This is a genomic window from Streptomyces sp. Isolate_45, assembly GCF_024721315.2.
In the GTDB taxonomy this organism is placed as follows: domain Bacteria; phylum Actinomycetota; class Actinomycetes; order Streptomycetales; family Streptomycetaceae; genus Streptomyces.
Genome location: NZ_JANFAK020000073.1, coordinates 14,323 through 35,518, shown reverse-complemented (window position 1 = coordinate 35,518; position 21,196 = coordinate 14,323). Strand labels below are relative to the sequence as shown.

General features: G+C 74.1%; 19 protein-coding genes, 1 tRNA gene and 1 pseudogene. 15 read left to right on the top strand and 6 right to left on the bottom strand.

The window, feature by feature from the left end:
• Nucleotides 1–74 precede the first annotated feature (74 nt).
• Together NOD94_RS22905 and NOD94_RS22900 are read left to right on the top strand one after the other, a co-directional pair.
• Entirely contained in the window at nucleotides 75–932 is an 858-nt protein-coding gene (locus NOD94_RS22905; protein WP_281207927.1) for an NlpC/P60 family protein, read from the top strand.
• A 70-nt stretch (nucleotides 933–1,002) separates the two neighbouring features.
• Entirely contained in the window at nucleotides 1,003–1,386 is a 384-nt protein-coding gene (locus NOD94_RS22900) for a hypothetical protein (protein ID WP_281207926.1), read from the top strand.
• A 134-nt stretch (nucleotides 1,387–1,520) separates the two neighbouring features.
• Here NOD94_RS22900 and NOD94_RS22895 read toward each other — a convergent pair whose 3' ends face one another.
• Complete coding sequence (locus NOD94_RS22895; RefSeq protein WP_281207925.1) at nucleotides 1,521–1,952, bottom strand: VOC family protein; 432 nt, start codon at nucleotides 1,950–1,952, stop codon at nucleotides 1,521–1,523.
• Between the two features lie 121 nt (nucleotides 1,953–2,073).
• Between NOD94_RS22895 and NOD94_RS22890 the strand changes: the two genes are divergently transcribed.
• Both NOD94_RS22890 and NOD94_RS22885 read left to right on the top strand, forming a co-directional pair.
• Entirely contained in the window at nucleotides 2,074–2,652 is a 579-nt protein-coding gene (locus tag NOD94_RS22890; protein WP_281207924.1) for a TetR/AcrR family transcriptional regulator, read from the top strand.
• A 219-nt stretch (nucleotides 2,653–2,871) separates the two neighbouring features.
• Nucleotides 2,872–3,516 carry a hypothetical protein gene (locus NOD94_RS22885; RefSeq protein WP_281207923.1) on the top strand — a complete coding sequence of 215 codons (645 nt, stop codon included), beginning with the start codon at nucleotides 2,872–2,874 and terminating at the stop codon, nucleotides 3,514–3,516.
• Nucleotides 3,517–3,582: 66 nt separating this feature from the next.
• Here NOD94_RS22885 and NOD94_RS22880 read toward each other — a convergent pair whose 3' ends face one another.
• Entirely contained in the window at nucleotides 3,583–4,434 is an 852-nt protein-coding gene (locus tag NOD94_RS22880; protein WP_281207922.1) for an endonuclease, read from the bottom strand.
• Between the two features lie 219 nt (nucleotides 4,435–4,653).
• On the opposite strand from NOD94_RS22880, the gene NOD94_RS22875 reads away from it, so the two are divergent.
• Nucleotides 4,654–5,220, top strand: a complete 567-nt coding sequence (locus tag NOD94_RS22875) for a DJ-1/PfpI family protein (protein WP_281207921.1) — start codon at nucleotides 4,654–4,656, stop codon at nucleotides 5,218–5,220.
• A 281-nt stretch (nucleotides 5,221–5,501) separates the two neighbouring features.
• Here NOD94_RS22875 and NOD94_RS22870 read toward each other — a convergent pair whose 3' ends face one another.
• The gene (locus tag NOD94_RS22870; protein ID WP_281207920.1) at nucleotides 5,502–6,314 is read right to left on the bottom strand and encodes a glutamate ABC transporter substrate-binding protein; all 813 of its coding nucleotides are present in this window, start codon (nucleotides 6,312–6,314) and stop codon (nucleotides 5,502–5,504) included.
• 372 nt (nucleotides 6,315–6,686) lie between these two features.
• Between NOD94_RS22870 and NOD94_RS22865 the strand changes: the two genes are divergently transcribed.
• The 4 genes from NOD94_RS22865 (at nucleotide 6,687) to NOD94_RS22850 (ending at nucleotide 10,785) form a co-directional block, all read left to right on the top strand.
• Nucleotides 6,687–6,759 (top strand) — tRNA-Arg (locus NOD94_RS22865).
• Between the two features lie 98 nt (nucleotides 6,760–6,857).
• Nucleotides 6,858–7,997: a gala protein gene (locus NOD94_RS22860; protein ID WP_281207918.1), complete on the top strand. Its 1,140-nt coding sequence runs from the start codon at nucleotides 6,858–6,860 to the stop codon at nucleotides 7,995–7,997.
• The gene (locus NOD94_RS22855; RefSeq protein WP_281207917.1) at nucleotides 7,994–10,006 is read left to right on the top strand and encodes an ankyrin repeat domain-containing protein; all 2,013 of its coding nucleotides are present in this window, start codon (nucleotides 7,994–7,996) and stop codon (nucleotides 10,004–10,006) included. The genes NOD94_RS22860 and NOD94_RS22855 overlap by 4 nt, the downstream gene beginning before the upstream one ends.
• Nucleotides 10,007–10,239: 233 nt before the next feature.
• Nucleotides 10,240–10,785 carry a TerD family protein gene (locus NOD94_RS22850; protein WP_281207916.1) on the top strand — a complete coding sequence of 182 codons (546 nt, stop codon included), beginning with the start codon at nucleotides 10,240–10,242 and terminating at the stop codon, nucleotides 10,783–10,785.
• A gap of 155 nt (nucleotides 10,786–10,940) precedes the next feature.
• Here the strand turns inward: NOD94_RS22850 and NOD94_RS22845 are convergent, their stop codons facing one another.
• Nucleotides 10,941–11,543: a TetR/AcrR family transcriptional regulator gene (locus NOD94_RS22845; protein ID WP_281207915.1), complete on the bottom strand. Its 603-nt coding sequence runs from the start codon at nucleotides 11,541–11,543 to the stop codon at nucleotides 10,941–10,943.
• Nucleotides 11,544–11,784: 241 nt separating this feature from the next.
• Between NOD94_RS22845 and NOD94_RS22840 the strand changes: the two are divergent.
• The 6 genes and pseudogenes from NOD94_RS22840 to NOD94_RS22815 form a co-directional block, all read left to right on the top strand.
• Nucleotides 11,785–12,498: pseudogene (locus NOD94_RS22840) on the top strand (phosphatase PAP2 family protein); the annotation flags it as partial.
• Nucleotides 12,499–12,911: 413 nt separating this feature from the next.
• The gene (locus NOD94_RS22835) at nucleotides 12,912–13,844 is read left to right on the top strand and encodes a hypothetical protein (protein WP_281207914.1); all 933 of its coding nucleotides are present in this window, start codon (nucleotides 12,912–12,914) and stop codon (nucleotides 13,842–13,844) included.
• 196 nt (nucleotides 13,845–14,040) lie between these two features.
• Entirely contained in the window at nucleotides 14,041–14,526 is a 486-nt protein-coding gene (rraA, locus tag NOD94_RS22830; protein ID WP_281207913.1) for a ribonuclease E activity regulator RraA, read from the top strand.
• An 86-nt stretch (nucleotides 14,527–14,612) separates the two neighbouring features.
• The gene (locus tag NOD94_RS22825; RefSeq protein WP_348652347.1) at nucleotides 14,613–16,268 is read left to right on the top strand and encodes a peptide-N4-asparagine amidase; all 1,656 of its coding nucleotides are present in this window, start codon (nucleotides 14,613–14,615) and stop codon (nucleotides 16,266–16,268) included.
• A gap of 27 nt (nucleotides 16,269–16,295) precedes the next feature.
• Nucleotides 16,296–18,017 (top strand): serine/threonine protein kinase, encoded by a 1,722-nt coding sequence (locus NOD94_RS22820; protein ID WP_281207912.1) that lies wholly within the window; start codon nucleotides 16,296–16,298, stop codon nucleotides 18,015–18,017.
• Nucleotides 18,018–18,100: 83 nt separating this feature from the next.
• Nucleotides 18,101–19,030, top strand: coding sequence for a squalene/phytoene synthase family protein (locus NOD94_RS22815; protein WP_281207911.1), 930 nt, complete (start codon nucleotides 18,101–18,103; stop codon nucleotides 19,028–19,030).
• Here the strand turns inward: NOD94_RS22815 and NOD94_RS22810 are convergent.
• On the bottom strand, nucleotides 19,014–19,721 hold the full coding sequence (locus NOD94_RS22810; RefSeq protein WP_281207910.1) for a LysM peptidoglycan-binding domain-containing protein: 708 nt from the start codon (nucleotides 19,719–19,721) through the stop codon (nucleotides 19,014–19,016). The two genes, NOD94_RS22815 and NOD94_RS22810, sit on opposite strands and share 17 nt — an antisense overlap.
• A 356-nt stretch (nucleotides 19,722–20,077) precedes the next feature.
• Nucleotides 20,078–21,181 (bottom strand): dihydrodipicolinate synthase family protein, encoded by a 1,104-nt coding sequence (locus NOD94_RS22805; protein WP_348652346.1) that lies wholly within the window; start codon nucleotides 21,179–21,181, stop codon nucleotides 20,078–20,080.
• Nucleotides 21,182–21,196 lie beyond the last annotated feature (15 nt).

Below are 21,196 nucleotides of genomic sequence, written 5' to 3'. Positions count from 1 at the left end.
GCCGGACCGCGATCACGGGGACGACACCGCGGCGACGCCGCGACGGGGACGAGGACGGGGACGGGGATACGTACATGGGGATGCGGAGAACGGTGGGGGCGGCGGTGACGGCGATCGTGCTCCTGGCCGGCTGGGGAGGCGCCCGAGCCACAGCGGCACCGGCACCGGCGGCAGCGGCGGCAGCGGCGTCCTGCGGCGTGCTCGCCACCGGGGCCTCGGCGGTGGCGGAGGCCGCCGTACGGGCCGCCTGCGAGCAGATCGGCGTCTGGTACACCTGGGGCGGCGGCCACGGGCCGCGGCCGGGGCCGACGTACGGCCAGGTCGACCCGAGCGACCCGGCCAGCGAACACGACCCGGAGCGGCTGGGCTTCGACTGCTCGGGACTGGTCCGCCACGCCTACGCCCGCGCCGCCGGCGGCGACCCGCTGTCCGGCAACTCGTACCACCAGTTCAACTCCCCGCAGGTGAAGCAGCGTTTCTCGGCGGCCCGGGGGACGGCGCCACTGCTGCCGGGCGACCTCCTCGCCTGGGGGTCCGGGGGCTCCGTCCACCACATCGCGATCTACCTGGGTGCCGGAAAGATGGTGGAGGCCCGGCAGTCGGGCACCCGGATCGCGGTCAGCGACGTACGACTGGGAGGGGACTACGCGGGCGCGGTCCGCATCGACGAGGCGTCGCGGGCTCCGGGAACGTTCAGCACCTGGGGCACCGATGTGTGGACCCACACGGAGCCGTCCACGAGCAGCGGGCGGGTGCACCGGTTCGCCGGCCCGACCTCGGTGCGCGTCGAGTGCCAGAAGCACGCCGAGACGGTGACGGCGGAGGGCTACACCAACGACGCCTGGTCCTACCTGCCCGAGTACCGGGCGTGGATCACCAACATCTACCTCAAGGGCCCCGCCTGGCTGGACGGCGTGCCCACCTGCCGCTGACCACCGGGCGGCGACCACTCACCACCACACCCATCACCGGCTCCCGACGGAGCCCTTTCGAGGAGGAAGCATGTCCGCACGCAAGAAGATCGCCCTCGGTCTCGCCGCCGCCGCCCTGGCGGGCGGCCTGGCCACCGTCACCGGGCCCGCGATGGCGACGCCCACGGCCGTGAAGGGTGCGGCCGCCGAATGCGGGGTCCGCTCCGACGGCAAGCTGTGGTGCGGCAACAGGGCCGGCGCCAAGGGCTACGAGCACCGCTCCTACAGCTCCGGGGTCCGCGGCCCGCTCAACACGGGCTTCAGCTGGTTCCAGTGCTGGGGCCCCGGGGACAACCACACCGGCGGCAACAACGTCTGGTACTGGACCAAGCTGGACAACGGCCAGTGGGGCAACGTCCCGGCCGTGGACGTCCACACGTCGGTCGACCCCGCGCCGGGCCTGCGCCAGTGCTGATGACGGCCTGACTGCCTGACGGCCTGACTGACGGGCCGCGCGTCCGTGCTGACGGGCCGGAGCCGCCCCTTCCCGTACGGGAAGGGGCGGCCCCGTGCGTGGTGTCGGTCCGCGCCGGCCGGGATCGGGGGGCCTCACACGGGGGCGTCGGCGTACTGGGCGGCGTACTCCCCGGTCGGCGGGACGACGGTGATGACGTCGATCAGGACGCCGTCCGGGGCGCCGACGATGAAGTGCCGCTGGCCGAACTCCTCCGTGCGCAGCGGCAGGATCTCGGTCAGTCCCGCTCGCGCCACGAGGCGGCGGTGTTCGGCGTCCACGTCGGCCACCTCGAAGTTCAGCAGCAGGCCGCCGCGCAGGGGGACGCGGTGTCCCTCGGGGACGGTCGGATGGGCAGGGTCCAGGAGGGCCAGTTCGTACTGGGGGGCGTCGGGGCGGCGCAGGCTGACGTACCAGTCGGCCTCGAAGGTGATCTCGAAGCCGAGGTGCCGGGTGTAGAAGTCGCGGGAAGCGGTCACGTCCGTCGTCGCGATCACCGGGTAGAAGCCGCCGAGTGCGTTGGTCATGACCGTCTCCTCACGTCCGGCCGGAGCGCGGCGCCGACCCGTGCCATTTCGCATACCCGGAGTATGTGAACCATGGGGCTAGCATACCCCGGGTACGCGAAATGGGAAGGCGGTACCTGCGATGGCGGTCAACCGGGCACAGCGGCGGGAGGCCACGCGCCGGGCGCTGCTGGCCGAAGGGCGGCGACGGTTCGCGGACGACGGGTACCACCACGTCGTGCTGGCCGAGGTGGCGCAGGCGGTCGGGGTGACCAAGGGGGCCGCGTACCACCACTTCGACAGCAAGGCGGGGCTCTTCCGGGCTGTCGTCGCCGAGGTCCAACGCGAGCTGGGGGAGCGGGTCGCGGCCGCGGCGGAGGAGTACGAGGACCCCTGGGAGCAGCTCCGGGCCGGTTGCCGAGCCTTCCTGGCCGCGGGATCCAACCCCTCGGTACGGCAGATCCTGCTGGTGGACGCTCCGGCGGTGCTCGGCTGGGACGAGTGGCGGGCCCTGGACGAGGAGCACTCCGCCCGGCACCTCGCGGAAGCGCTGACGGCCCTCGTGGCGGCCGGGGTCATCCCCGCCCAGCCGGTGGAACCGCTGGCCCGGCTGCTCTCCGGGGCGATGAACGAGGCCGTGCTCTGGCTGGCCAGGGGCGGCGACCTGTCGGCCACGGAACGCGCTCTGGACCGGCTCCTGTCGGGCCTGCGGACCCCGTAGCGCACCCCGGCACACCCTTGGGACGCGCGGCCGGTCGGAGCGACTCGTCGCCGTGCCGGTCGGGTGGCGACGTCCCGGACGTCCGGGGTCGGCAACGGCGCGATCCCGGCTCGGTGACGAAAGGGATCGGGCCATCGCCCCGGCCGGATCCCCGCGCTACGTTGACGCGCGACGCTTCGGCGCGGCAGGGCGGCGGCAGGTGGCGGCGGTGGAGGGGGAATGGCGATGCGAGCGGTGCGACACCGGCGAACGGCCCTGGGGGCCATGGTCCTGTGCGGGGTTTTGACGCTCTCCGGCTGTCAGGGTGACGACGGCGGCGACGGGGCGGCGCCCGGCACGCCGCCCGTCGCCCCGGCCGCGTCCTCCTCGACCGGGACCAAGCCCGGCGCGACGGCGACGGCCGCGCAGAAGCCGAAGTCGAAGCCCACGCCGACCGCGGCGGCCGGCGGCGCGGCGACCCCGACCAAGAAGCCCGAGTCCCCGGCGCCGGCGGCCACCTGCGACCACAGGATGCCGATCTCCCCGGACGAGATCGAGGTCAACCGCTACACGCCCGAGGGCGGCTTCCACAGCCTGATCGTCAAGCACGGAAACTGGGGCTGCGCCGCCCCCGACACCGACGGCGCGCCCTTCGAGACCGTGGGCAAGGAAACGTTCCTCCCGATCGCCGCCGATGCCGAGGTCACCGCGGTCACCCCGATCGTCGCGAGCACCGAGAACCAGAAGATCACCCTGCGACAGCTCATCGACTGGCTCGTCGCCCACCCCGACCAGGGGCTCGTCTTCCGCTACCACATGGGAGCCGACGGGGGCTCCGGCGAGGGGCCGGCGATCGACACCCTGGACCAGGTCTTCACTCCCTGAGGTCCGGTCCGTTCCGCAACGCGCAATGGTCCCGGTCCCGGCCGTGGGAGTGCGGTCGCGGTCCGTCTACCAGATGGAGCCGACCCACTCCGGGTGGTCGATGAACGGGTTCCGGTTGTGCTGGTAGGTGTCGAAGATGACCTGGTTGCGGCGCTGCTCGAAGGCGTCCGGCGGGTCCTGCTGGTGCCACTGCTTGAGCAGGCTGATCCGGCCCATCGCGGGGGCGCTGCCGTTGTTGACGCTGTCGTTCATCTCCAGGTTGGCGAAGCCGTCGCCGCCCTCGTAGCGCACCGCCATGTACAGGAGCATCCGCGCGACGTCCCCCTTGACCGCGTTCCGCGGTTCGAAGGAGTCGCCGTCGGTGTAGCTGCCGGGGGCCTCGGAGACCGGGCTGCCGCCCTTGTCGAAGTCCTTGTTGCCCCGGGTGCTGTTGACCGTGACGTCCTCGGGCCGCAGGTGGTGCAGGTCGGTGCCGGGGCCGGTGGCGGTGCCGAAGTCGCCGTGGCTCTTGGCCCAGACGTGCTCGCGGTTCCAGTCGTTGACGCCGCCGCCGTTGGTGGACTTGGACTGGGAGCGGCCCGAGTAGAGCAGGATGACGTTGTTGGAGTTGGCCGGGTCCTGGTCGGTGACCTTGAGCGCGTTCCACACGCCGTCGTAGGACACCTTGGACTGGTTCTTGATGATGCCGTGCAGGGCGGACTTCAGCGCCGCGCCCGTCTTGCCCGCGGCGGGCGCGTAGTAGTCCGCGTAGGGGTCGACGGAAGCGGCCGCCGGGGCGGCCGCGGTGGTGTCGCGGACCTGGTCGGCGTGGGGATTCGCCGCCGTCCGGTCCTGGACCGCCGAAGCGGTGGCGGGTATGAGGAGCAGGGAGGCGGCCGCGAGGGCGCTCGCCCAGGTGGCCGTACGGGAGATTCTCATGACGTGGGGGATGCCTCTCCACACGCACCGTCCCCGACCTGGCAGTTGGCGGGGTGTCTGGTGGCAGAGCGAGGTTCACATTGTCATGTGCCCAACAGGTTGATTCCATGTGTCGGGCGTGAAGATCCCGAGGGTGTTTCGGGCCCTCCCGAGGGGCAGGGTACGGGTGGCCCCGGATGGGGCCCGACCGAGCCCGAACAGCCCCGACAGGAGCCGTACATGGCAGTGAAGATCCTCATCGTGACAGGTGACGCGGCTGAGTCGCTGGAGGTCCTCTACCCCTACCAGCGGCTGCGCGAGGAGGGCTACGAGGTCCACATCGCCGCGCCCGCCGTGAAGAAGCTGCGGTTCGTGGTGCACGACTTCGAGGAGGGCTTCGACACCTATACGGAGAAGCCGGGTTACACCTGGCCGGCCGACATCGCCTTCGCCGACGTGGTCCCCGAGGAGTACGGGGCCGTGGTCGTCCCGGGCGGCCGCGCGCCGGAGTACCTGCGCAACGACCCCGAGGTGCGGCGGATCCTGGCGGGCTTCGCGGGCGCCGACAAGCCGATCGCGCAGATCTGTCACGGTCCGCTGATCACCGCCGCGAGCGGGGTGCTGGACGGCCGGCGGGTCACCGCCTATCCCGCGTTGGAGCCGGACATGCGTGCGGCGGGGGCCTCCTTCGAGGACTCCGAGGCGGTCGTCGACGGCACGCTCGTCTCCGCCCGCGCGTGGCCCGACCACTCCGCCTGGATGCGGGAGTTCCTCACCGTGCTGCGCGCCAAGGCGCCGCAGGACTGACCTGGCGCCTGTCGTCGAACTCCCGTCCTCGCCCGGAGGCGGAAGGGAGTCTCACGACAGGTCCTACGGGTGCGAGGTGCCGGTGTGAGGTTCGGGCGGGTGCTTCAGGCGTGAGGTGCGGTCCGACCCGAGGCCTTGAGGTACGGGTCCGCTCCGCGGGCGTGGGCGCGGCCCGCCGGTGGCTCCCGCGCGCGGCGCCGCGCCCGCCGTCCGCAGGCCTCCGTGGGGCCGCGGCCGGCGGGCGCGGGGGCTTGTGGGCCGGGGGTGGTCGCGGGCCGGGGTCAGCCGTTCGTCGTGACCTGCGGGGCGGGCTCGTACTTGTAGTTGGCCGGGCCGAAGTTCTTCTTCACGGCGGTTTCCCAGGAGCCGTCCGAGACCATCTTGGTGAGCGCGAGGTTGATCTTGCGCTGGAGGTCCCCGTCGCCCTTCTTGACGCCGATGCCGTAGTTCTCGTTGCTCAGGCTCAGCCCGACCAGCCGGAACTTGCCCTCGTTGCCCTTCTTCGCGGCGTACCCGGCGAGGATGGAGTTGTCGGTGGTCATCGCGTCGACCAGGTTGTCCTGGAGGGCGACGAGGCACTCGGAGTACCCGCCGAGTTCCAGCACGCTCGCCTTCGGGGCGAGGTTGCGCTTGAGGTTCTCCGCGGAGGTGGAGCCGGTCACCGAGCACAGCCTCTTGGTGTTGAGGTCCTCGCCCTTGGTGATGGAGGTGTCGTCCGCGCGGACGAGCAGGTCCTGGTGCGCGACGAAGTACGGGCCGGCGAAGTCGACCTTCTCCTTGCGCTTGTCGCTGATCGAGTAGCTGGCCGCGACGAACTTGACCTCGTTGTACTGGATCAGGAGTTCCCGGTCGGAGCTGAACACCTGCTTGAACTCGATCTCGCTCGGCTTGTACCCGAGCTCCTTCGCGATGTACGTGGCCACGTCGACGTCGAAACCGGTGAAGGTGCCGTCGCTCTCCCGCATCCCGATGCCGGGCTGGTCGAACTTGATCCCGATGGCTATGGGCTCCTTGGGCTCCTCACCGCCACAGCCCGAGGCGGTGGCGGCGATGGCGATCGCGGCGGCGACCGCACCGGCCTTGGGAACCTTCATGCTGAACTCTTTCCTCGGGAACGCGGGACCACGGGGGCGTGAATCGCGGGAACGGGGCACGTGGGGGACCGCGGCGTGTGAACGCACGTGAACGCACGTGTACGAGGAAGCTAGGAAGGTCACGGGCTCAGCGTCACTAGATCTGAGTAAAACTTGAGGATAACGATCCGGTTCGGCCGAAGATCCTGCGGCGAGCCGGCCCCGGCGGGGGAAGGGTGTCGGCCGGGACGGTCTGCGCGGAGTGAGGCGCCCGGCACTCCCCGCTGTCGGGGAAGCGTCCCGGATCGGGCTCATCCGGACATTGTCCCGCGCGCAAGCCGCTCAAACGTGTGATCGAACGCGAGTTTTACCGGCCGCTATGATCATCGCAGCAAGGTCGTAGCGCAGAGGTCGTCGCGCCCAAGCATCGAGCTGGAGGACGTCGGTTCGAATCCGACCGGTCTTGCGCCTCCTTCCCGTCGCGGCGGCGCGTCCGCGTGCCGCCACGGCTCGTCCTCGAATCGCCGGGCACCGGGCGCCGGCGAAGGAAGCGGTGGAGTGGTGATGACAGGGCCGACGCCCGTGCGGTGCCCCGCGATCGAACATCCGGATCTGCCGCTCGCCGATCCGGCGGACCTGCTCCCCCTGCTGACCCGGCTGGCCGAGAACCGGCCGGTCGAGCAGGACGAGGCCTTTCCCCTCGGCACCCTGCGCGCGGACGGCCGCGTCGACCTGTGCAAGCAGGGCCTCGGCCCCGCCGGAGCGGCCCTGCTGCTGCCCGCGGCCGTCGTCTCCCCACACGCGAAGCACCTCCTGCTGGGTACCAACGCCCTCGCGGACGACGGCATCCGTACCCTGGCCGGCCTCCTGCGCGGCGCGCACGGGCTGCACACCCTCTACCTCGGCTGCAACCGGATCGGCCCCGACGGCGCCCTCGCCCTAACCTCCGCACTCACCGACGACGCCACCGTCCGCGCCCTCTGGCTCAAGCGCAACCCCCTGTTCGAGGACGGGGCCCGGACCCTCGCCGCACTGCTGCGCCGCAACACCGCGCTGCGCACCCTCGACCTCGTCAACACCGGCATCGGGGCCGACAGCATCCGCCTGCTCCTCGACGCCCTCCTCGTCCGCGAGCGGCCGCTGGAGCGGATCTTCCTCGGCGGCAACGGCCTCACCGCCGAAGCGGCCCCGCTCCTCGCCGCCCTGATCCGCGACGCCGGGGTGCGCGAACTGTACGTACCGGCCAACCACCTCGGCGACGAGGGCGCCGCGATCCTCGCCGCCGCGGCGGCCGCCGATCCCGCGCGCCCCGTCCGCCTCGGCCTCGGCGGCAACGGCATCGGGGTCCGCGGAGCCCGCGCCCTCGCCGCCGCCCTCGGCGGCATCGAGGCCCTGGACCTCGGCCGGACCCTGTCCGAGCGCAGCCTCGGAGCCGCCGGCAACCACCCCGGTGACGAAGGGGCGTACGCCCTGGCCGCCGCCCTTCCCGGCAGCCCGCTGCGCCGCCTCGACCTGCGCCACACCGGCATCACCGGACGCGGCGCCAAGAGCCTGCTCGCCGCGCTGCCCGAGGACGCCCCCCTCGAACACATCGGCCTGGGCCCCGGGACGCCCCGCCGGGTCAAGCGCTCCTTCGCCGAGCGGCTGCGCCCCGTTCGGGCCGCCCACCGCGACGTGCGGGCCATCGGAAGCGTGTACCGGTGACCGTGGCCGCCCCGCTGCCCGGAGCCCTGCGCCCCGAGGACGCGGCTGCCTGGTCGCGGATCCGGCGCCACGCCGTCCCCCGCCGCATGATCGAGCGGGCCACCGCGCACCGCCTGGCCGGGGACTGGGGCTCCGCCTGCGCCGCCGCCCGCGTGGACGTCACCTTCGAACTCCCCCGACTCGCCTCCCGGTACGGTGCCGCCGTGGCCGGCGCCGTCGAGCGGGACCTGCGCCACCTCGCCCCCGACCTGCTGCGCTGGCACCTGCCCCGGGTCCTCGGCGGCCGGACGACCCTCGCACCGGGGCGCCGGATCGTACTGGCCCACTACGACCCCGACGGCGCGGCGGCGCGCGGTCGCGGCGTTCCCGCCCTCCACGTCACCACCCACGCCATGGTGGACGGCCCGCAGCGGCTACGGCTCGGCTGCGCCCCGCTTCCCTGGCACGGGGTGCCCGACCACCACCCGGCCTGGAGCACCGAGGACTGGACGGCCGCCCGCCGGCTCTGGGACGTCCGCCACACCGCCGAACTCCGCTCCCACGCCGGTCCCGCCGACCGGTTGCCCTTCTTCCGCCCCGACGGCACCCCGCTCGCCCGCGAGGAACTGCCGGCCGCGGACCCCGGAGCCGCCGACCCGGCCGGGCGGGCCGAGTGGAGCGCCGTCCTCCAGGCGCGGGGCGAGACCGAGGCGGCCCTCGCCGTCGCCGGGATCGCCCTGGACCCCACCCTCCCGGAGCCGCCGTACCTCGCGCAGTGCGTCCGCAACGCGTTGGCGGCACTGCGGGCGGCCGTGGTGGACCCGTCCCGGATCGCGGACGAGGCCCGGCGGTACGCCGCCGCGGGCGCGGGCGACCGGTTCCACTTCGTCCCCCATCGGCGCTGCCCGGTCGAGCTGGAGCCCGCCGAACCCGGCTCGGGGGCGATCCTGTCGGCCCGCGTCGGGCTCGCGCGGGAGGGGCCGACCCGCGGGGCGACCCGGCTGCCCGACCACGCCTGGCAGCCGCTGCCCGACCTCCAGCTGGTCCGGGCCGGTCGGCTCGACCCGCGCGCACTGCACCCGCTCGTCGGCGCGGCCCTCTTCCCCGGCGCCGGCCCGGCCGCGGGCCCACCCGATCCCGCCGCACCGCGCCCCGTACGGGTGCGCTGCGCGGGCGAGTGGCACGAGGTGCGCTCGCGGGGCGGCGTACTCGACATCCCCCATGACGAACAGGAGCAGCAACGGGAGCGCGCCCTCCGGGAGTCGGGCGGCACCGCCGTCGGGTGCTTCGCCGCGCGGGAGGCATGGACCTCGGGCAAGGGGCGGCTGCCGCGCGCCCTGCGGGCCGAGCGCGACGAACTGTTGCGGCGGGTCCAGCACGGCGACGCCCCCGCCGTGCTCGCCCTGCTGGACGCGGGGGTCGACCCCTGGGTCCGGGACGCCAAGGGGCGGGGGCTGTTGCACCTGCTGCCGCTGCTCGACCACGAGGAACTGCTGCCCAGACTGCTCGACGCCGGGCTCGACCTGGAGGACGAGGACGCCGCCGGAAGCACCCCGCTCGGGAGCGCCGTCCACGACGGCGGATCCGCCGCCCTGGTCCGCGCGTTGATCGCCGCCGGTGGCCGGATCGACGTCGTCGACGGGGCAGGGTTGTCGTTGCCCCAGGTGGCGCGTTGTTACGGGCGGACCGATCTGGCCTTCCTGCGACCTCTCGTGGAGCGGGCGTTCCCCGGCATCGGCTGCCCCCGGTTCGACGGAGCCAGGGACATCCGCGAGTGGTGCACGGACCGGGAGGACCAACTGGCTTACGCCCGGGCGGGCGGGGAGGAGGATCTCTTTCCGGACACCGGGGACGAGGCCCTTCCCCCGGACCTTTCCCCGGACCTCCCTCCGGACCCTTCCGACTCCTGCGGCCCCGGTTCACGGGAGGCCCGGGCCCCCCAGCCGCCCGGCAATGTCCCCGAGGAGATCCACTGGGGCGACCTCGCGGAGGAGGAGGCCGGGCACGACGGCGCGGAAGGCGTGGCCTGAGCGCCTTCGCGCCGCCGGAGCCGACGGGCCCGCACCGTGGACGATGACGGTTTCCGGCCGCGCCCGAGTGGGCGCCGACGGTCGTCACCCGTCCCTTCCGGCCCGTCCCGGGCGGCCGCGACTGGCCTGGAACGTACGGTCGGCCGGCCCGCGATCGACCGGCCGTGACAGCATGGCGGGGCAGCGTGGATCAGGCAACACGGGCCAAAGCGCCCGAGCGGAGGGGGAGTTCGGTGAGCGGAGTACGCAAGAGCCTGGCCAAGGTGGAGATAGCCCTGCGCTGGGACCCGAGTCCGGCCGGTACACCCGCCAACGACCTCGACATCGTCGCCGCCGTGTACGCCGCGGCCGACCCGCAGGGGGAGCCCGTCTACCTGGTGCACTTCGGCAGCCGGGCGCCCGACGGCACCATCACCCTGAGCCGGGACAGCCGTACCGGCCAGGGCTTCGGCTTCGACGAGGTGATGGTCCTCGAACTGGACCGGCTGGCACCCGAGCTGGGCCGCGTCGTGGTCGGCGTCGTGATCCAGGACTCCGGCGCCGGGGACGCGGCGGACCGCAAGACCTTCGCCGCGATCGCCGGTACCGGACTGCGGATCCGCGAGGGCTACGAGAACCTCGCCGAGACCGACTTCGCGGGGGTCGCGGACGCCACGGCGGCCAGGGTCGCCGAGTTCGTCCGCGACACGCACGGGGGCTGGGCCCTGGAAGCGCGGCCGCACGGATTCGACGTCGAGCCGCAGGAGTTCACCCGGGTCATGGGCGCCGTACGCGGTTGACCACCGGTCGCGCCGCGCGGTGACCCGTACGGACCGGGTGGCGGTCACTCTGCTCGGGAGTGACCGCCACCCCGTCCGGTGGTGCGCTGCCGCCGTCCCCACGAGGCAGCGCGAGCGGGTCGCCGTCCGGTCATCGTGGACGGCGGCCCACCGGTTCAGGGGGTGATGCCGAGTGCGGGCAGCAGCGCCGCGTCGACGAACCTGACCAGGTAGTCGGCGTCGGCGTACCGGCCCTCCAGCACCGGCCGGATGCGCAGCACGCCCATCAGCTGCGCCGGCAGGAACTCCACCGCGGGGTGGTCCGCGCGGATCTCGCCCCGCGCCACCGCCCGCGCGACGATCGCGTCGAAGGCGGCGAGCTCGGGCTCCACCAAGGCTTCGCGCAGCGCGCGCTGGAGCTCCTCGTCGCTGAGGACGGCGTGCCCCAGGGCCTGGGTGAGCCGGGTGTCGCTGCCCGAGGTACCGGCAGCGATGCGGGCGGCCTCGCGCAGGTCCCCGACGAGGGTTCCGGTGTCCACGCTGGCCAGCGTGCGGTCGGTCCGGCTCGCGCGCAGGGCCGCGGCGACGAGCTGAGGCTTGGTCCGCCACTGCCGGTAGAGCGTGGACTTGCCGCAGCTGGCGCGGGCGGCGACGCCCTCCATGGTGAGGGCCTCGTAGCCGTGCTCGCGCAGGGCGTCCAGGACGGCGTCGTAGAACTCCTGCTCGCGCTCCGGGGTGATCTTGGAGCGCCGCGCGGTGACCTGCGGCGTCGACGTCATGGGGGTGCGCTCTCCTCGCGGCTCCGGGGCGGCCTGGTCCGTGCTCCGAGTGTACGGCTCCCGAAGGCTATCGGAACACCAGCGTATCGATACGCGAATGTATCGATACACTGGCGTGTCGATGCGGATCGGTTCCGGCCGGCGGTCACCCCGTCGCGGCCCCTCCCGCCTTCGGCCCGGAAGCGGCACCACCAGCAGTAGCACCAGCAGCAGCACCACCCGAAAGAAGTGAGACCGGGGGATGACCTCCCACACCACACCCGGCGGGCCACGCGCCGCGGGGAAGAAGGACGAAAGGCGCCGGCTCATACGCGAGCTGCTGCTCGTCGCGGGGCTGTTCGCCGTCTACAAGGCGGGCCGGATGCTCTCCACGGGCCGCACCGGCGAGGCCTTCCACAACGCGGACCGGGTGTGGGACGCCGAACGCGCCCTGCGCCTGCCGGGCGAGGGAGCCGTACAGCGGCTCCTCCTGCACTCGGACGCCGTCGTGCACACGGCCAACACCTACTACGCGGCCGTGCACTTCCCGGCGACCGCGCTGTTCCTGATCTGGCTCTACCTGCGCAGGCCCGCCCACTACCTGTGGACCCGGCGGGTCCTCGCGCTCCTCACCGGCGCGGCCCTCGCCCTGCACCTCGCCTTCCCGCTCGCGCCCCCGCGAATGCTGGACGCCGCGCACCTGGTGGACACCGGCCTGGTCTACGGACCCTCCGTCTACCGGGCCGCCCCGGCCGCCGACACCATGGCCAACCAGTTCGCCGCGATGCCGTCGCTGCACTTCGGGTGGGCCCTGATGCTGGCCCTCGGGATGATCGCCGCGACCTCCTCGCGGCTGCGCGCGCTGTGGCTGCTGCACCCGCTCGTGACCCTGCTCGTGGTGGTCGGCACGGCCAACCACTACTGGCTCGACGCCCTCGTGGCGACCGCGCTGCTGGGCGGGGCCCTCCTGCTGGTCCCCCGTCCCGCCGAGGCGGTCGAGGCGGTCGAGGGGGTCGAGGGGGTGGATCCGGTCGAGGTGGCAGGGCCTGCTGGGCCGGTCGAGCCGCCTGTACCGGTCGAGCCGGTTGGACCGGTTCCCGTTCGGGACGCCGCTCCCGGCGGGCGCGCCGTGCCCGTCGCGTCCGCCGTGCCCGGTCCCGTACGGGGCGCAGTGCCGGGCCCCGTACGGGGCGGCGACGCCCCCGCGTACGTCCCACCCGGTCGCGCCTTCGTGTCGGCGCACGTGCGCGGCGGCGCTGCCGCGGCCGGTCCTGGCACTCCGGCCGGTCCTGGCACTCCGGCCGGTCCCGGCAGTCCGGGCAGTCCGGGCAGTCCGGGCAGTCCGGGTGGGACGGCCGTGGCGTCCTCCGGGGCGAGGGGGGCCGGGCGGTGAACGCCACCGCCCTCGCCGTCGTCCTCTGCCTGGCCTCCGCGGTGACCTACGCGGCCGCCGCCGTCGCCCAGGAACGCCTCGCCCGTCGGGCCGTCGCCCGCAGCGCCAAGGCCCTCATCGGCAACGGCGCCTGGTGGTGGTCGGCCGGGCTGAACGCCGCCGCCGCCCTCCTGCACGCCGCCGCCCTGCGCTACGGGCCCCTCACCCTGGTCCAGCCCCTCGGTGCGCTCACCCTGGTCGCCGCCGTCCCGCTCGGTGCCCGAGGTGCCGGGCGCCGGGTCGCGGCCACCGAGTGGCGGGGCACCGCGGCCACCGTCGCCGGACTCGGACTGCTCCTCCTCCCCGCCTCCGGCCCCGCCCCCGACGACACCCTCACCCTCGCCGAGGCCCTCGCCGTCTCCGGGGCCACCGCCGCCGTGATCCTGCTGCTCACCGCCCGCAAGGACCCCCGTACCGGGCTGCGGCACGCGACCGCCTCCGGGCTGGCCTCCGCCGCCGCCTCCGCGCTGACCCAGACCGTGGCCGTCGCGGCGGGCCGGGGCGGTGCCCTGCTCAGCTTCCGGGTCGCCGCCGTCGCCCTGCTCGTGGGCGTGTTCGCCGTGGGCGGCATGCTGCTCTCCCAGCGGGCGTACCGGGGCGGGCTCGGGGCTCCGCTTGCCGTCGTGAACCTCGCCAACCCGCTGGCCGCCGCCGCGATCGGCATGGTCCTGCTCGGCGAACGCCTCCAGGGCGGTGCGGTGGGCGTCCTCCTCGCGATCGGGGGAGCCCTCGCCGCCACCCGCGGCGTCCTGCTGCTGACCCGCACGCCGCAGCCCCCGGCGCCCCGGGAGCGGCCCGCCGCGGAAGGCCGGCCCGACGCCCCGACCCCGTCCGCCGTCCGCCCGCCCCTCGCGCAGGTACCGGCGGGCCCCGCGCTGCCGCGACCCTAGGTCCCGTCGGATCCTGTGGGCCCCGCGCTGCCCGACAGGATCCGACGGGGACGGCCCGGCCCCACCGCCACCAGGGTGCCGTTCGGCCCGCCGCACCCCGCCCGACCCGTGGACACCCGCGCCGCGGCGCGGGGGCCCGCGCCTACGCTGGGCCCGCACGGCGCGACGCAACGAACCGCGAGGAGCCCGGATCCACATGAGCGTCACCCCCGTCCCCACCGCCGACCTCTACGACGAGCACGGGGAGGGCCTCGACATCTGCACCACCGCCTTCCGGCGCATCGGCGGCAAGGCCCTCTTCGCCGGCCCCGTGCGCACCGTCCGCTGCCACGAGGACAACGCCCTGCTGCGCGAACTCCTCCACACGCCCGGGGACGGCGCGGTCCTGGTCGTGGACGGCGGCGGCTCGCTGCGCACCGCCCTGCTCGGCGACCTCATCGCCGGCGCGGCGGAGCGCTCCGGCTGGGCCGGGCTGATCGTCAACGGCGCGGTCCGCGACAGCGTGGCCCTCGGCCGGCTCGACCTCGGCGTGCAGGCCCTCGGCACCTGCCCCCGCAAGAGCGGCAAGACCGGCGCGGGCGCCGTGGACGAACCCGTCACCATCGGCGGCGTCACCTTCCGCCCGGGCGACACCGTGTACGTCGACGACGACGGCGTCGTGGTGCTGCCCGCCGGTCACTGACCGCCGCCGGGCAGGGGCGAGATCCCGCCACGTCGGGGCCGGCGGCCCTGGCGGCCCCCGGCCCCGACGCGTTTCACTGCGGGGCCATGAGACGACTCCGGATCATGGGCCTGTTCGCCGCGCTCACCCTCGCTGCGGGCACCCCGGTCGTGACCGCGGGACCCGCGGCGGCCGCCCCCGCCCGGCCCGCGGCGGGATCCACCGCGGACCCCGCCCCCGCACCGCCCGCCGAGTTCGGGACGGACTGGCACGACCCCCTCACCGCCGCCCCGCCCGTGGAACGGCCCGCGACCCGCTCCTGCCGCGTGACCCTCGCCGAGGCCCGCTTCAGCGACTTCACCCCCTACCGCGGGAGTTACACCCCGCCCGAGGGCTGCGGGCGCGGCCGCTGGGCGAAGGTCGTGCTGCGCCTCGACGGTGCCGTCAAGGGCCGCCAGTACGACCGCCTGGGCAACCTCACCCTCGGCGGCGTCGAGATCCTGCGCACCTCCACCCCGCAGCCCTCGCCCGACGGCATCACCTGGAACGTGGAGAAGGACGTCACCCGCTACCGCGACACCCTCAGCCGTCCGCAACCCGTCGAAATGCTCATCGGCAACGTCGTCAACGACACCTACACCGGCGTCATCGACGTCAAGGTCACCCTCACCTTCTACGCCGCCGAAGGCGCCACCGCCCCCGCCGACACCCCCGACCTGGTCCTCCCGCTCACCACCCCGGCCGTCACCACCCCGCGCAACACCGAGCGGCTCGTCGCCGAGGTGTACGCCACCGGCTCGGGCGGCGGCTGCGAGGAGTACTGGTACATGACCGTCCCGGACGCCGCCCCCTACTCCTGCAAGGCGACCGACGGCCCCTACCGCGAAGTCCGGGTGTCCGTCGACGGCCGGCTCGCAGGCCTCGCCGCGCCCTTCCCCACCGTATGGACCGGCGGCTGGTCCAACCCCTTCCTCTGGTACGTCACCCCCGGGCCGCGCGCCTTCGACGTCCCACCGATCCGCTACGACCTCACCCCCTACGCCGCCCTCCTCAACGACGGCCGCCCCCACCGCGTCGAGGTCTCCGTCACCGGCGTACCGGCCGGGCAGAGCGGCTGGAGCACCCCCGCCAACCTGCTGCTCTGGCAGGACCACGGCCGCCGGGTCGTCACCGGCGCCTTGACCCGCCACGACGAGGACACCCCGACGAACTCCTCCCGCTGGACTCCCGCCCCGACCGGCGGCGAACACCGCCTCGACACCGACGGCGGACACCGACTCACCGTCGCCGGATACCTGGACACCTCCCACGGCCGGGTCACGACCACCGTCACCCGCGCCGTCCGCAACACCTCCGCGCACCGCTGGACCGACGGCGAGGCCCGGGACGCGCTGACCGCCTCGTGGAACGACGAGGAGAGCGTGACCCGCGGCCCCACGACCACCCGCACCGTCCGCACGTACACGATGGACGGAGCGACCACCCTCGGCACCGGCGATCGGCTGCGCACCGTCCTCGCGCTCGGCGACCGAGCCGACACGGTCACCCTCCGCGGCGGCCGCGAGGTCGACCGGTCGACGCTCGACGACCGGTACGCGGGGGACGCGACCTACACGGCGAACGTCCCGCGCGACCAGCGGCACGCGGTGGGCACCACGACCGCCCGATACCGCCTGTACGGGTCCGGAAGCGGCGACGGATGTTACGACCGGACGGTGGGAACCGCCCAGGGCACGCTCACGGTGGACCGCCGCCGCTGCTGACGGCGGCGCCCCCTACGATGACGCCCCATGGAGACGAGTGAGGCCGGCAGACGGCTCGTGGACGGCCGCTTCGAGCTGATCGGCCCGCTGGGCGCCGGCGGGATGGGAACGGTGTGGCGCGCCCGCGACATCGCCCTGCACCGCGACGTCGCACTGAAGGAAGTGCGCCCGCCGGACCCGGCCATGGCCGCCGCCCAGCCCGACCTCACCGTCCAGCTGCGCGAACGGGCCGTCCGGGAGGCACGCGCCCTCGCCCGGCTCGCGCACCCGAACGTGGTCACCATCCACCACATCGTCGAACCCGCGGAGGGCTCGGACGGCCACCCCTGGATCGTCATGGAACTGGTCAAGGGCGGTTCCCTGCACGACCGCCTCGCCGGCGGCCCGATGTCCGTCGCCGACGTGCTGCGGCTCGGGCTCGACGTCCTCTCCGCGCTACGGGCCGCCCACGCCGAAGGGGTGCTCCACCGGGACGTGAAACCGGCCAACGTACTGCTGCGGCCCGACGGCTCGGCCGTCCTGACCGACTTCGGCATCGCCGCCCTGCACGGTTCGACCGCCCTCACCTCGACGGGCGTCCTGATCGGCTCGCCGGAGTACATCGCACCCGAGCGGGTGCGCGGGGAGGAGGGGCTGGCCGCCTCCGACCTCTGGTCGCTCGGCATGCTGCTGTACGTCGCCGCCGAGGGGGTCCACCCGCTGCGCCGCGCCACCAGCCTGGCCACCGTCGTCGCGGTCCTGGACGAGCCGATCCCCGCTCCCGCCCGCTCCGGCCCGCTGGCTCCCGTACTGGAGCGGCTGCTCGTACGCGATCCGGCCGTGCGGCCCGACGGCGCCGCCCTCGAAGCGCTGCTCCGCGGCGCGCAGGGCGCCACCGGCGGGCCCGGACCCGTACCGCCGGCCGCCCTCGGCCAGTACGGTCCGCCCGCCACCGGCACCCGCCCCGTACCGCTGCCCGTTACACCCCCGGCCGGCGGCCCGAACCCCTACGCGACGCCGGCGCCCTTCCCGCAGCCGGCGTTCGTTCCCGGCGCCGGGACCACCTCGGTGTCGGGGACGTCCGGCGTCGCCCGGCCGACCCGGTCCCGGCTCGTGCCGGCCGTACTCCTGACGGCCGTCCTGGCCGGCGCGGGGTTCGGCGCGGTCCAACTGCTCCCCGACGGTGGGGCGGAAGAGGGGAACGAGGCCAAGGGGAGCAACCCCACCGCCTCCACCCCGGCCACGCCCGGAGCCTCGGCCGCCGCGGCCACGGGCACCCCGAAGCCGGCGACTTCCAGGGCGCCGACGGCGAGTACGGGCAAGGCCGGCGGGAGCCTGCTCACCCCGGACGGGGTCCGCACGGCCCTCGCCGCGCTGAAGGAGAAGACCGGCACCACCACCTTCGTCGACATGAAGGTCTACGAGGAGTACGTGATCGCCGCCGTCCCCACCGCCCCCGGCGCCAGGACCGTCGACTCCTGGCAGTACCGCGACGGCGTGGCCAAACGCACCGGCCCCAACGGCACGGTCAAGGAGGGCGCGCCGCTCATCGACATGGGAGCCGTCAACTGGGACGTCCTGCCGGGCCTGCTGGAGCAGGCGCAGCGGGAGCTGAAGGTCGAGAAGCCGACCTCGCGCTACGTCATCGTCGACCCCTGGATGATGGACCGGGAGCCCTGCATGCGCCCCTACCTCAGCGACGAGTACGGCCAGGGCGGCTACGTCCTCGCCGGAATCGACGGCAAGGTCAGGAAGGTGGTGCCCTCCTGACATCGTGTACCCGTACCCGTACCCGTACCCGCACCGCCCGCCGCGTACGGTCCGACAGACACGGTTCGAGGAGCACGGACACCATGCCCAGTTGGCGCACCACCCTCACCGGGGCCGGGATCTCCGCTCCCCGACGGAGGGCCGATTACACCCACGCCGCCCGCCGGGTCCTGCGCCGCGAGCCGGCTCCGTACCTGACGCTGCGACTGCTGGCCGCGCCGCCGCTGGTTCCCGCCCTCGTGGCCGGTCTGGCCTTCATGAACCGGGTCGACGACGTCGCGGAGAACGGCGGTCCGGCCCGGAGGGCCTCGGGTCTCGCCGCGCTGACCGAACGGACCGAAGCCGCCCTGGCCACCGGGGAGAGCCCCGACCCGCTGCTACGGGCCTACGCCCACGCGGTGCGCGGCCGGGGGCTGCCGGTCGACCGGGTCACCCGCTTCCTGGAGGGCGCCGCCACGGCCGAGGCGACCTTCGACGGCTTCGCGACCGAGCGGGACTTCCAGAACTACCTCGACGCCTACGCCTGGCCCGGGGTGATGGTCTTCACCGGCCTCCAGTACCAGGGCGGCCCGGACGAGGAACAGGCCATGGGCTGGCGGAGGTTCGTGGACGCCGCCCAGCGGGTCGACTTCCTCGCGGACCTCGCCGGGGACCTCGCCGACGGGCGGTTGTGCGTCCCCCGGGACCGGCTCGCCGAACACGGTGTGACCCGCGCCGACCTGGAGGCGGCCCGTGACACCCCGGCCGTCCGCGGCCTCCTCGCCGCGGAATGCCTGCGTGCCCGTACCGCCCTCCGCGCCGCCGAGGGGATCGTCGACCTGGCCGAACCGGGGCTGAGGCCCGTGGTCACGACCATGACGGAGTTGATGGGCCACCAGCTGACGGCCGTGGAGCGGGCCGGTACGCGTGCCCTGCGCAAGGACGTCGGCTACGGTCTGGTGGCCCCGCTGCGCACCCTGGGGCGCGCGCTGCTGCGGCGTCGTGCCGCGGGGCCCGTCAGTACGCGCCGTTGACGTTGTCGATCGAGCCGTAACGGGCGGCCGCGTAGTTGCAGGCGGCGGTGATGTTGGCGACCGGGTCGTACGAGTCCTGCGGGGTGCCGGGCACGTGGTAGGCGCGGAAGGTCGGATCGATGACCTGCAGGAGTCCCTTGGAGGGAATGCCGGCCGCGGCGTTGGAGTCCCAGTTGTTGATCGCCCGCGGATTGCCCGAGGACTCCCGCATCACATTGCGGTGGATTCCGTTGTAGCTGCCGGGAATTCCGTGCTTGGCCATGACGGCCAGGGACTCGCGGATCCAGCCGTCGAGGTTGTCCGGGTACGACTCGGCGGCGGCGGCCTTCACGGTGTTCGTGGCGGTGGTCTGCGCGGCGCCCTTCGCGGCGGCGAGCCGCAGCGTGAGCCCGGGGCGGATGGCCGAGGGATTGCTGCCGACGGCCGCGCGGTTCGCCGCGTACAGCTGCTCCCAGCCGCCGCTGAGGGAATGCTGCGCCGCGATCTTGGAAAGGGTGTCGCCGGCGACGACGGAATACGTCGAGGGCGCGGCCACGGAACGTACGGCGGGCGCCGCCACGGTCTCCACCGCGCCGGCCGTGGTGGCGCTGATCAGCGGGAGGGCGAGAGCGGCCGTGCCCGTGCCGGCGAATGCCAGGCGACGGGTGAACGGGTTCTGCTTCGGCCTGCGGTGCTTTCCCTTTGCGGGCATGGCGCTATTCCTCACGTGGGGGTACGGGAGAGCCCCGGCGGCGGCCGTATTCGGCGTCGGCCGCTGGGAGTGAGGGTGACCGTAGGCGAGTGCGCGGGGCCGCAACAAGATGCGAATTCGTGGGGTAGATCGACTTCCCGGTTCCCGCGGGTAAATGACCATGAAAGGGAGTTCGGTCCACGGCGGATTCCCTTTCGGGGAAAAGGGAATCCGCCATTCCGCAGAAATGATGTTGACCCTGTCCGCGTGACCGACATCACGGTTTCGGGAGCCCGGCGCCATTTCGGGCAATTCCGCGCCCGATGCTCCCGATTCGGGCTACCCGGCTGTTGGTGGCGAATCGCCCATACCGGGGCCTAAGGGTGCGTGGGAGGGTCCGCGTCGCCGGGTCCGGGTGCCGGGAGTTCCGCGAGGGCCGTCAGCGCGACCCCGACCGCGGCGTCCGACGCCGGCAGCAGGGGGAGCCGTACGTCGGGTGACGGGATCCGGCCCAGGGCGTGCAGCACCCCCTTGAGCACCACCGGGTTCGGCTCCGCGAAGACCGCCGCCGAGAGTCGGGCCAGCGCGTGGCCCAGGGCCCGGGCGCGCGGGACGTCACCGGCCTCCCAGGCCGCCGCGAGGTCCACGAACCGCTCCGTCGCCAGGTGGGCCGAAGCCAGGATCCCGCCCACCGCGCCGAGGGCGAGCATCGGCGACAGGTACGCGTCGTCCCCCGCCAGCGCCGCGAAGCCGGCCGGCAGTCCGCCCATCAGCTCCACCGTGTCCTGGTCGATCCCGCCGGACGCGTACTTCACCCCGACCACCCCCGGCAGGGACCCCAGGGCCGCCAGCGCCGCCGCGTCCAGCCGCTGCCCGGTGCGGTACGGGACGTGATAGACGATCAACGGTACCGGGCTCACTTCCACCAGTCGCCCGAAGTGCGCCAGCACCCCCGCGGCCGAGGGCCGCACGAACGGCGGTACCGTCACCAGGGCCGCCCCCACCTCCGGCCACCGCGCCAGCCGGACCAGCGCGGCCTCCGCCGCCCGGGTCGCGCTCGCCCCGGCGCCCACGGTCAGCAGCGCTCCGCGCTCCCGGCAGACGCGGGCGCAGACCCCGGTGACGAGGTCCCGCTCGGCCTCGTCCAGGGAAGCGCTCTCGGCGGTGGTGCCGAGGGCGACGATCCCGACCGCCCCCGCGTCGAGCGCCTCGTGCGCGAGGGCCTCCAGGGTCGCGACGGCGACGTCCCCGGCCGGGGTGAAGGGGGTGACGAGGGGGACGTGGATCCCGCCGAGCGCGGGGCCCCGCGCGATGTCGTGCGCAGTGGTCCGGTCGGGGGCGGGGGCCATGTCGTGCGTTGCGCCCCGGTTGGGGTCGAGGGCCATGTCGTGCGAGGTGCCCCGGTCGGGGTCGAGGGTCACGTCGTGCGTGGTGCCCCGGGTGGGGGCGGGGGCGATGTCCTGGAAGGTGTCCTGGTGCATGGACAGAGCCTCGCC

Coding starts and splice junctions, on each gene's coding strand:
- NOD94_RS22905 (WP_281207927.1), top strand. CDS start 75: ATGGGGATGCGGAGAACGGTGGGGGCGGCGGTGACGGCGATCGTGCTC.
- NOD94_RS22900 (WP_281207926.1), top strand. CDS start 1,003: ATGTCCGCACGCAAGAAGATCGCCCTCGGTCTCGCCGCCGCCGCCCTG.
- NOD94_RS22895 (WP_281207925.1), bottom strand. CDS start 1,952: ATGACCAACGCACTCGGCGGCTTCTACCCGGTGATCGCGACGACGGAC.
- NOD94_RS22890 (WP_281207924.1), top strand. CDS start 2,074: ATGGCGGTCAACCGGGCACAGCGGCGGGAGGCCACGCGCCGGGCGCTG.
- NOD94_RS22885 (WP_281207923.1), top strand. CDS start 2,872: ATGGCGATGCGAGCGGTGCGACACCGGCGAACGGCCCTGGGGGCCATG.
- NOD94_RS22880 (WP_281207922.1), bottom strand. CDS start 4,434: ATGAGAATCTCCCGTACGGCCACCTGGGCGAGCGCCCTCGCGGCCGCC.
- NOD94_RS22875 (WP_281207921.1), top strand. CDS start 4,654: ATGGCAGTGAAGATCCTCATCGTGACAGGTGACGCGGCTGAGTCGCTG.
- NOD94_RS22870 (WP_281207920.1), bottom strand. CDS start 6,314: ATGAAGGTTCCCAAGGCCGGTGCGGTCGCCGCCGCGATCGCCATCGCC.
- NOD94_RS22860 (WP_281207918.1), top strand. CDS start 6,858: ATGACAGGGCCGACGCCCGTGCGGTGCCCCGCGATCGAACATCCGGAT.
- NOD94_RS22845 (WP_281207915.1), bottom strand. CDS start 11,543: ATGACGTCGACGCCGCAGGTCACCGCGCGGCGCTCCAAGATCACCCCG.
- rraA (WP_281207913.1), top strand. CDS start 14,041: ATGAGCGTCACCCCCGTCCCCACCGCCGACCTCTACGACGAGCACGGG.
- NOD94_RS22825 (WP_348652347.1), top strand. CDS start 14,613: ATGAGACGACTCCGGATCATGGGCCTGTTCGCCGCGCTCACCCTCGCT.
- NOD94_RS22820 (WP_281207912.1), top strand. CDS start 16,296: ATGGAGACGAGTGAGGCCGGCAGACGGCTCGTGGACGGCCGCTTCGAG.
- NOD94_RS22815 (WP_281207911.1), top strand. CDS start 18,101: ATGCCCAGTTGGCGCACCACCCTCACCGGGGCCGGGATCTCCGCTCCC.
- NOD94_RS22810 (WP_281207910.1), bottom strand. CDS start 19,721: ATGCCCGCAAAGGGAAAGCACCGCAGGCCGAAGCAGAACCCGTTCACC.
- NOD94_RS22805 (WP_348652346.1), bottom strand. CDS start 21,181: ATGCACCAGGACACCTTCCAGGACATCGCCCCCGCCCCCACCCGGGGC.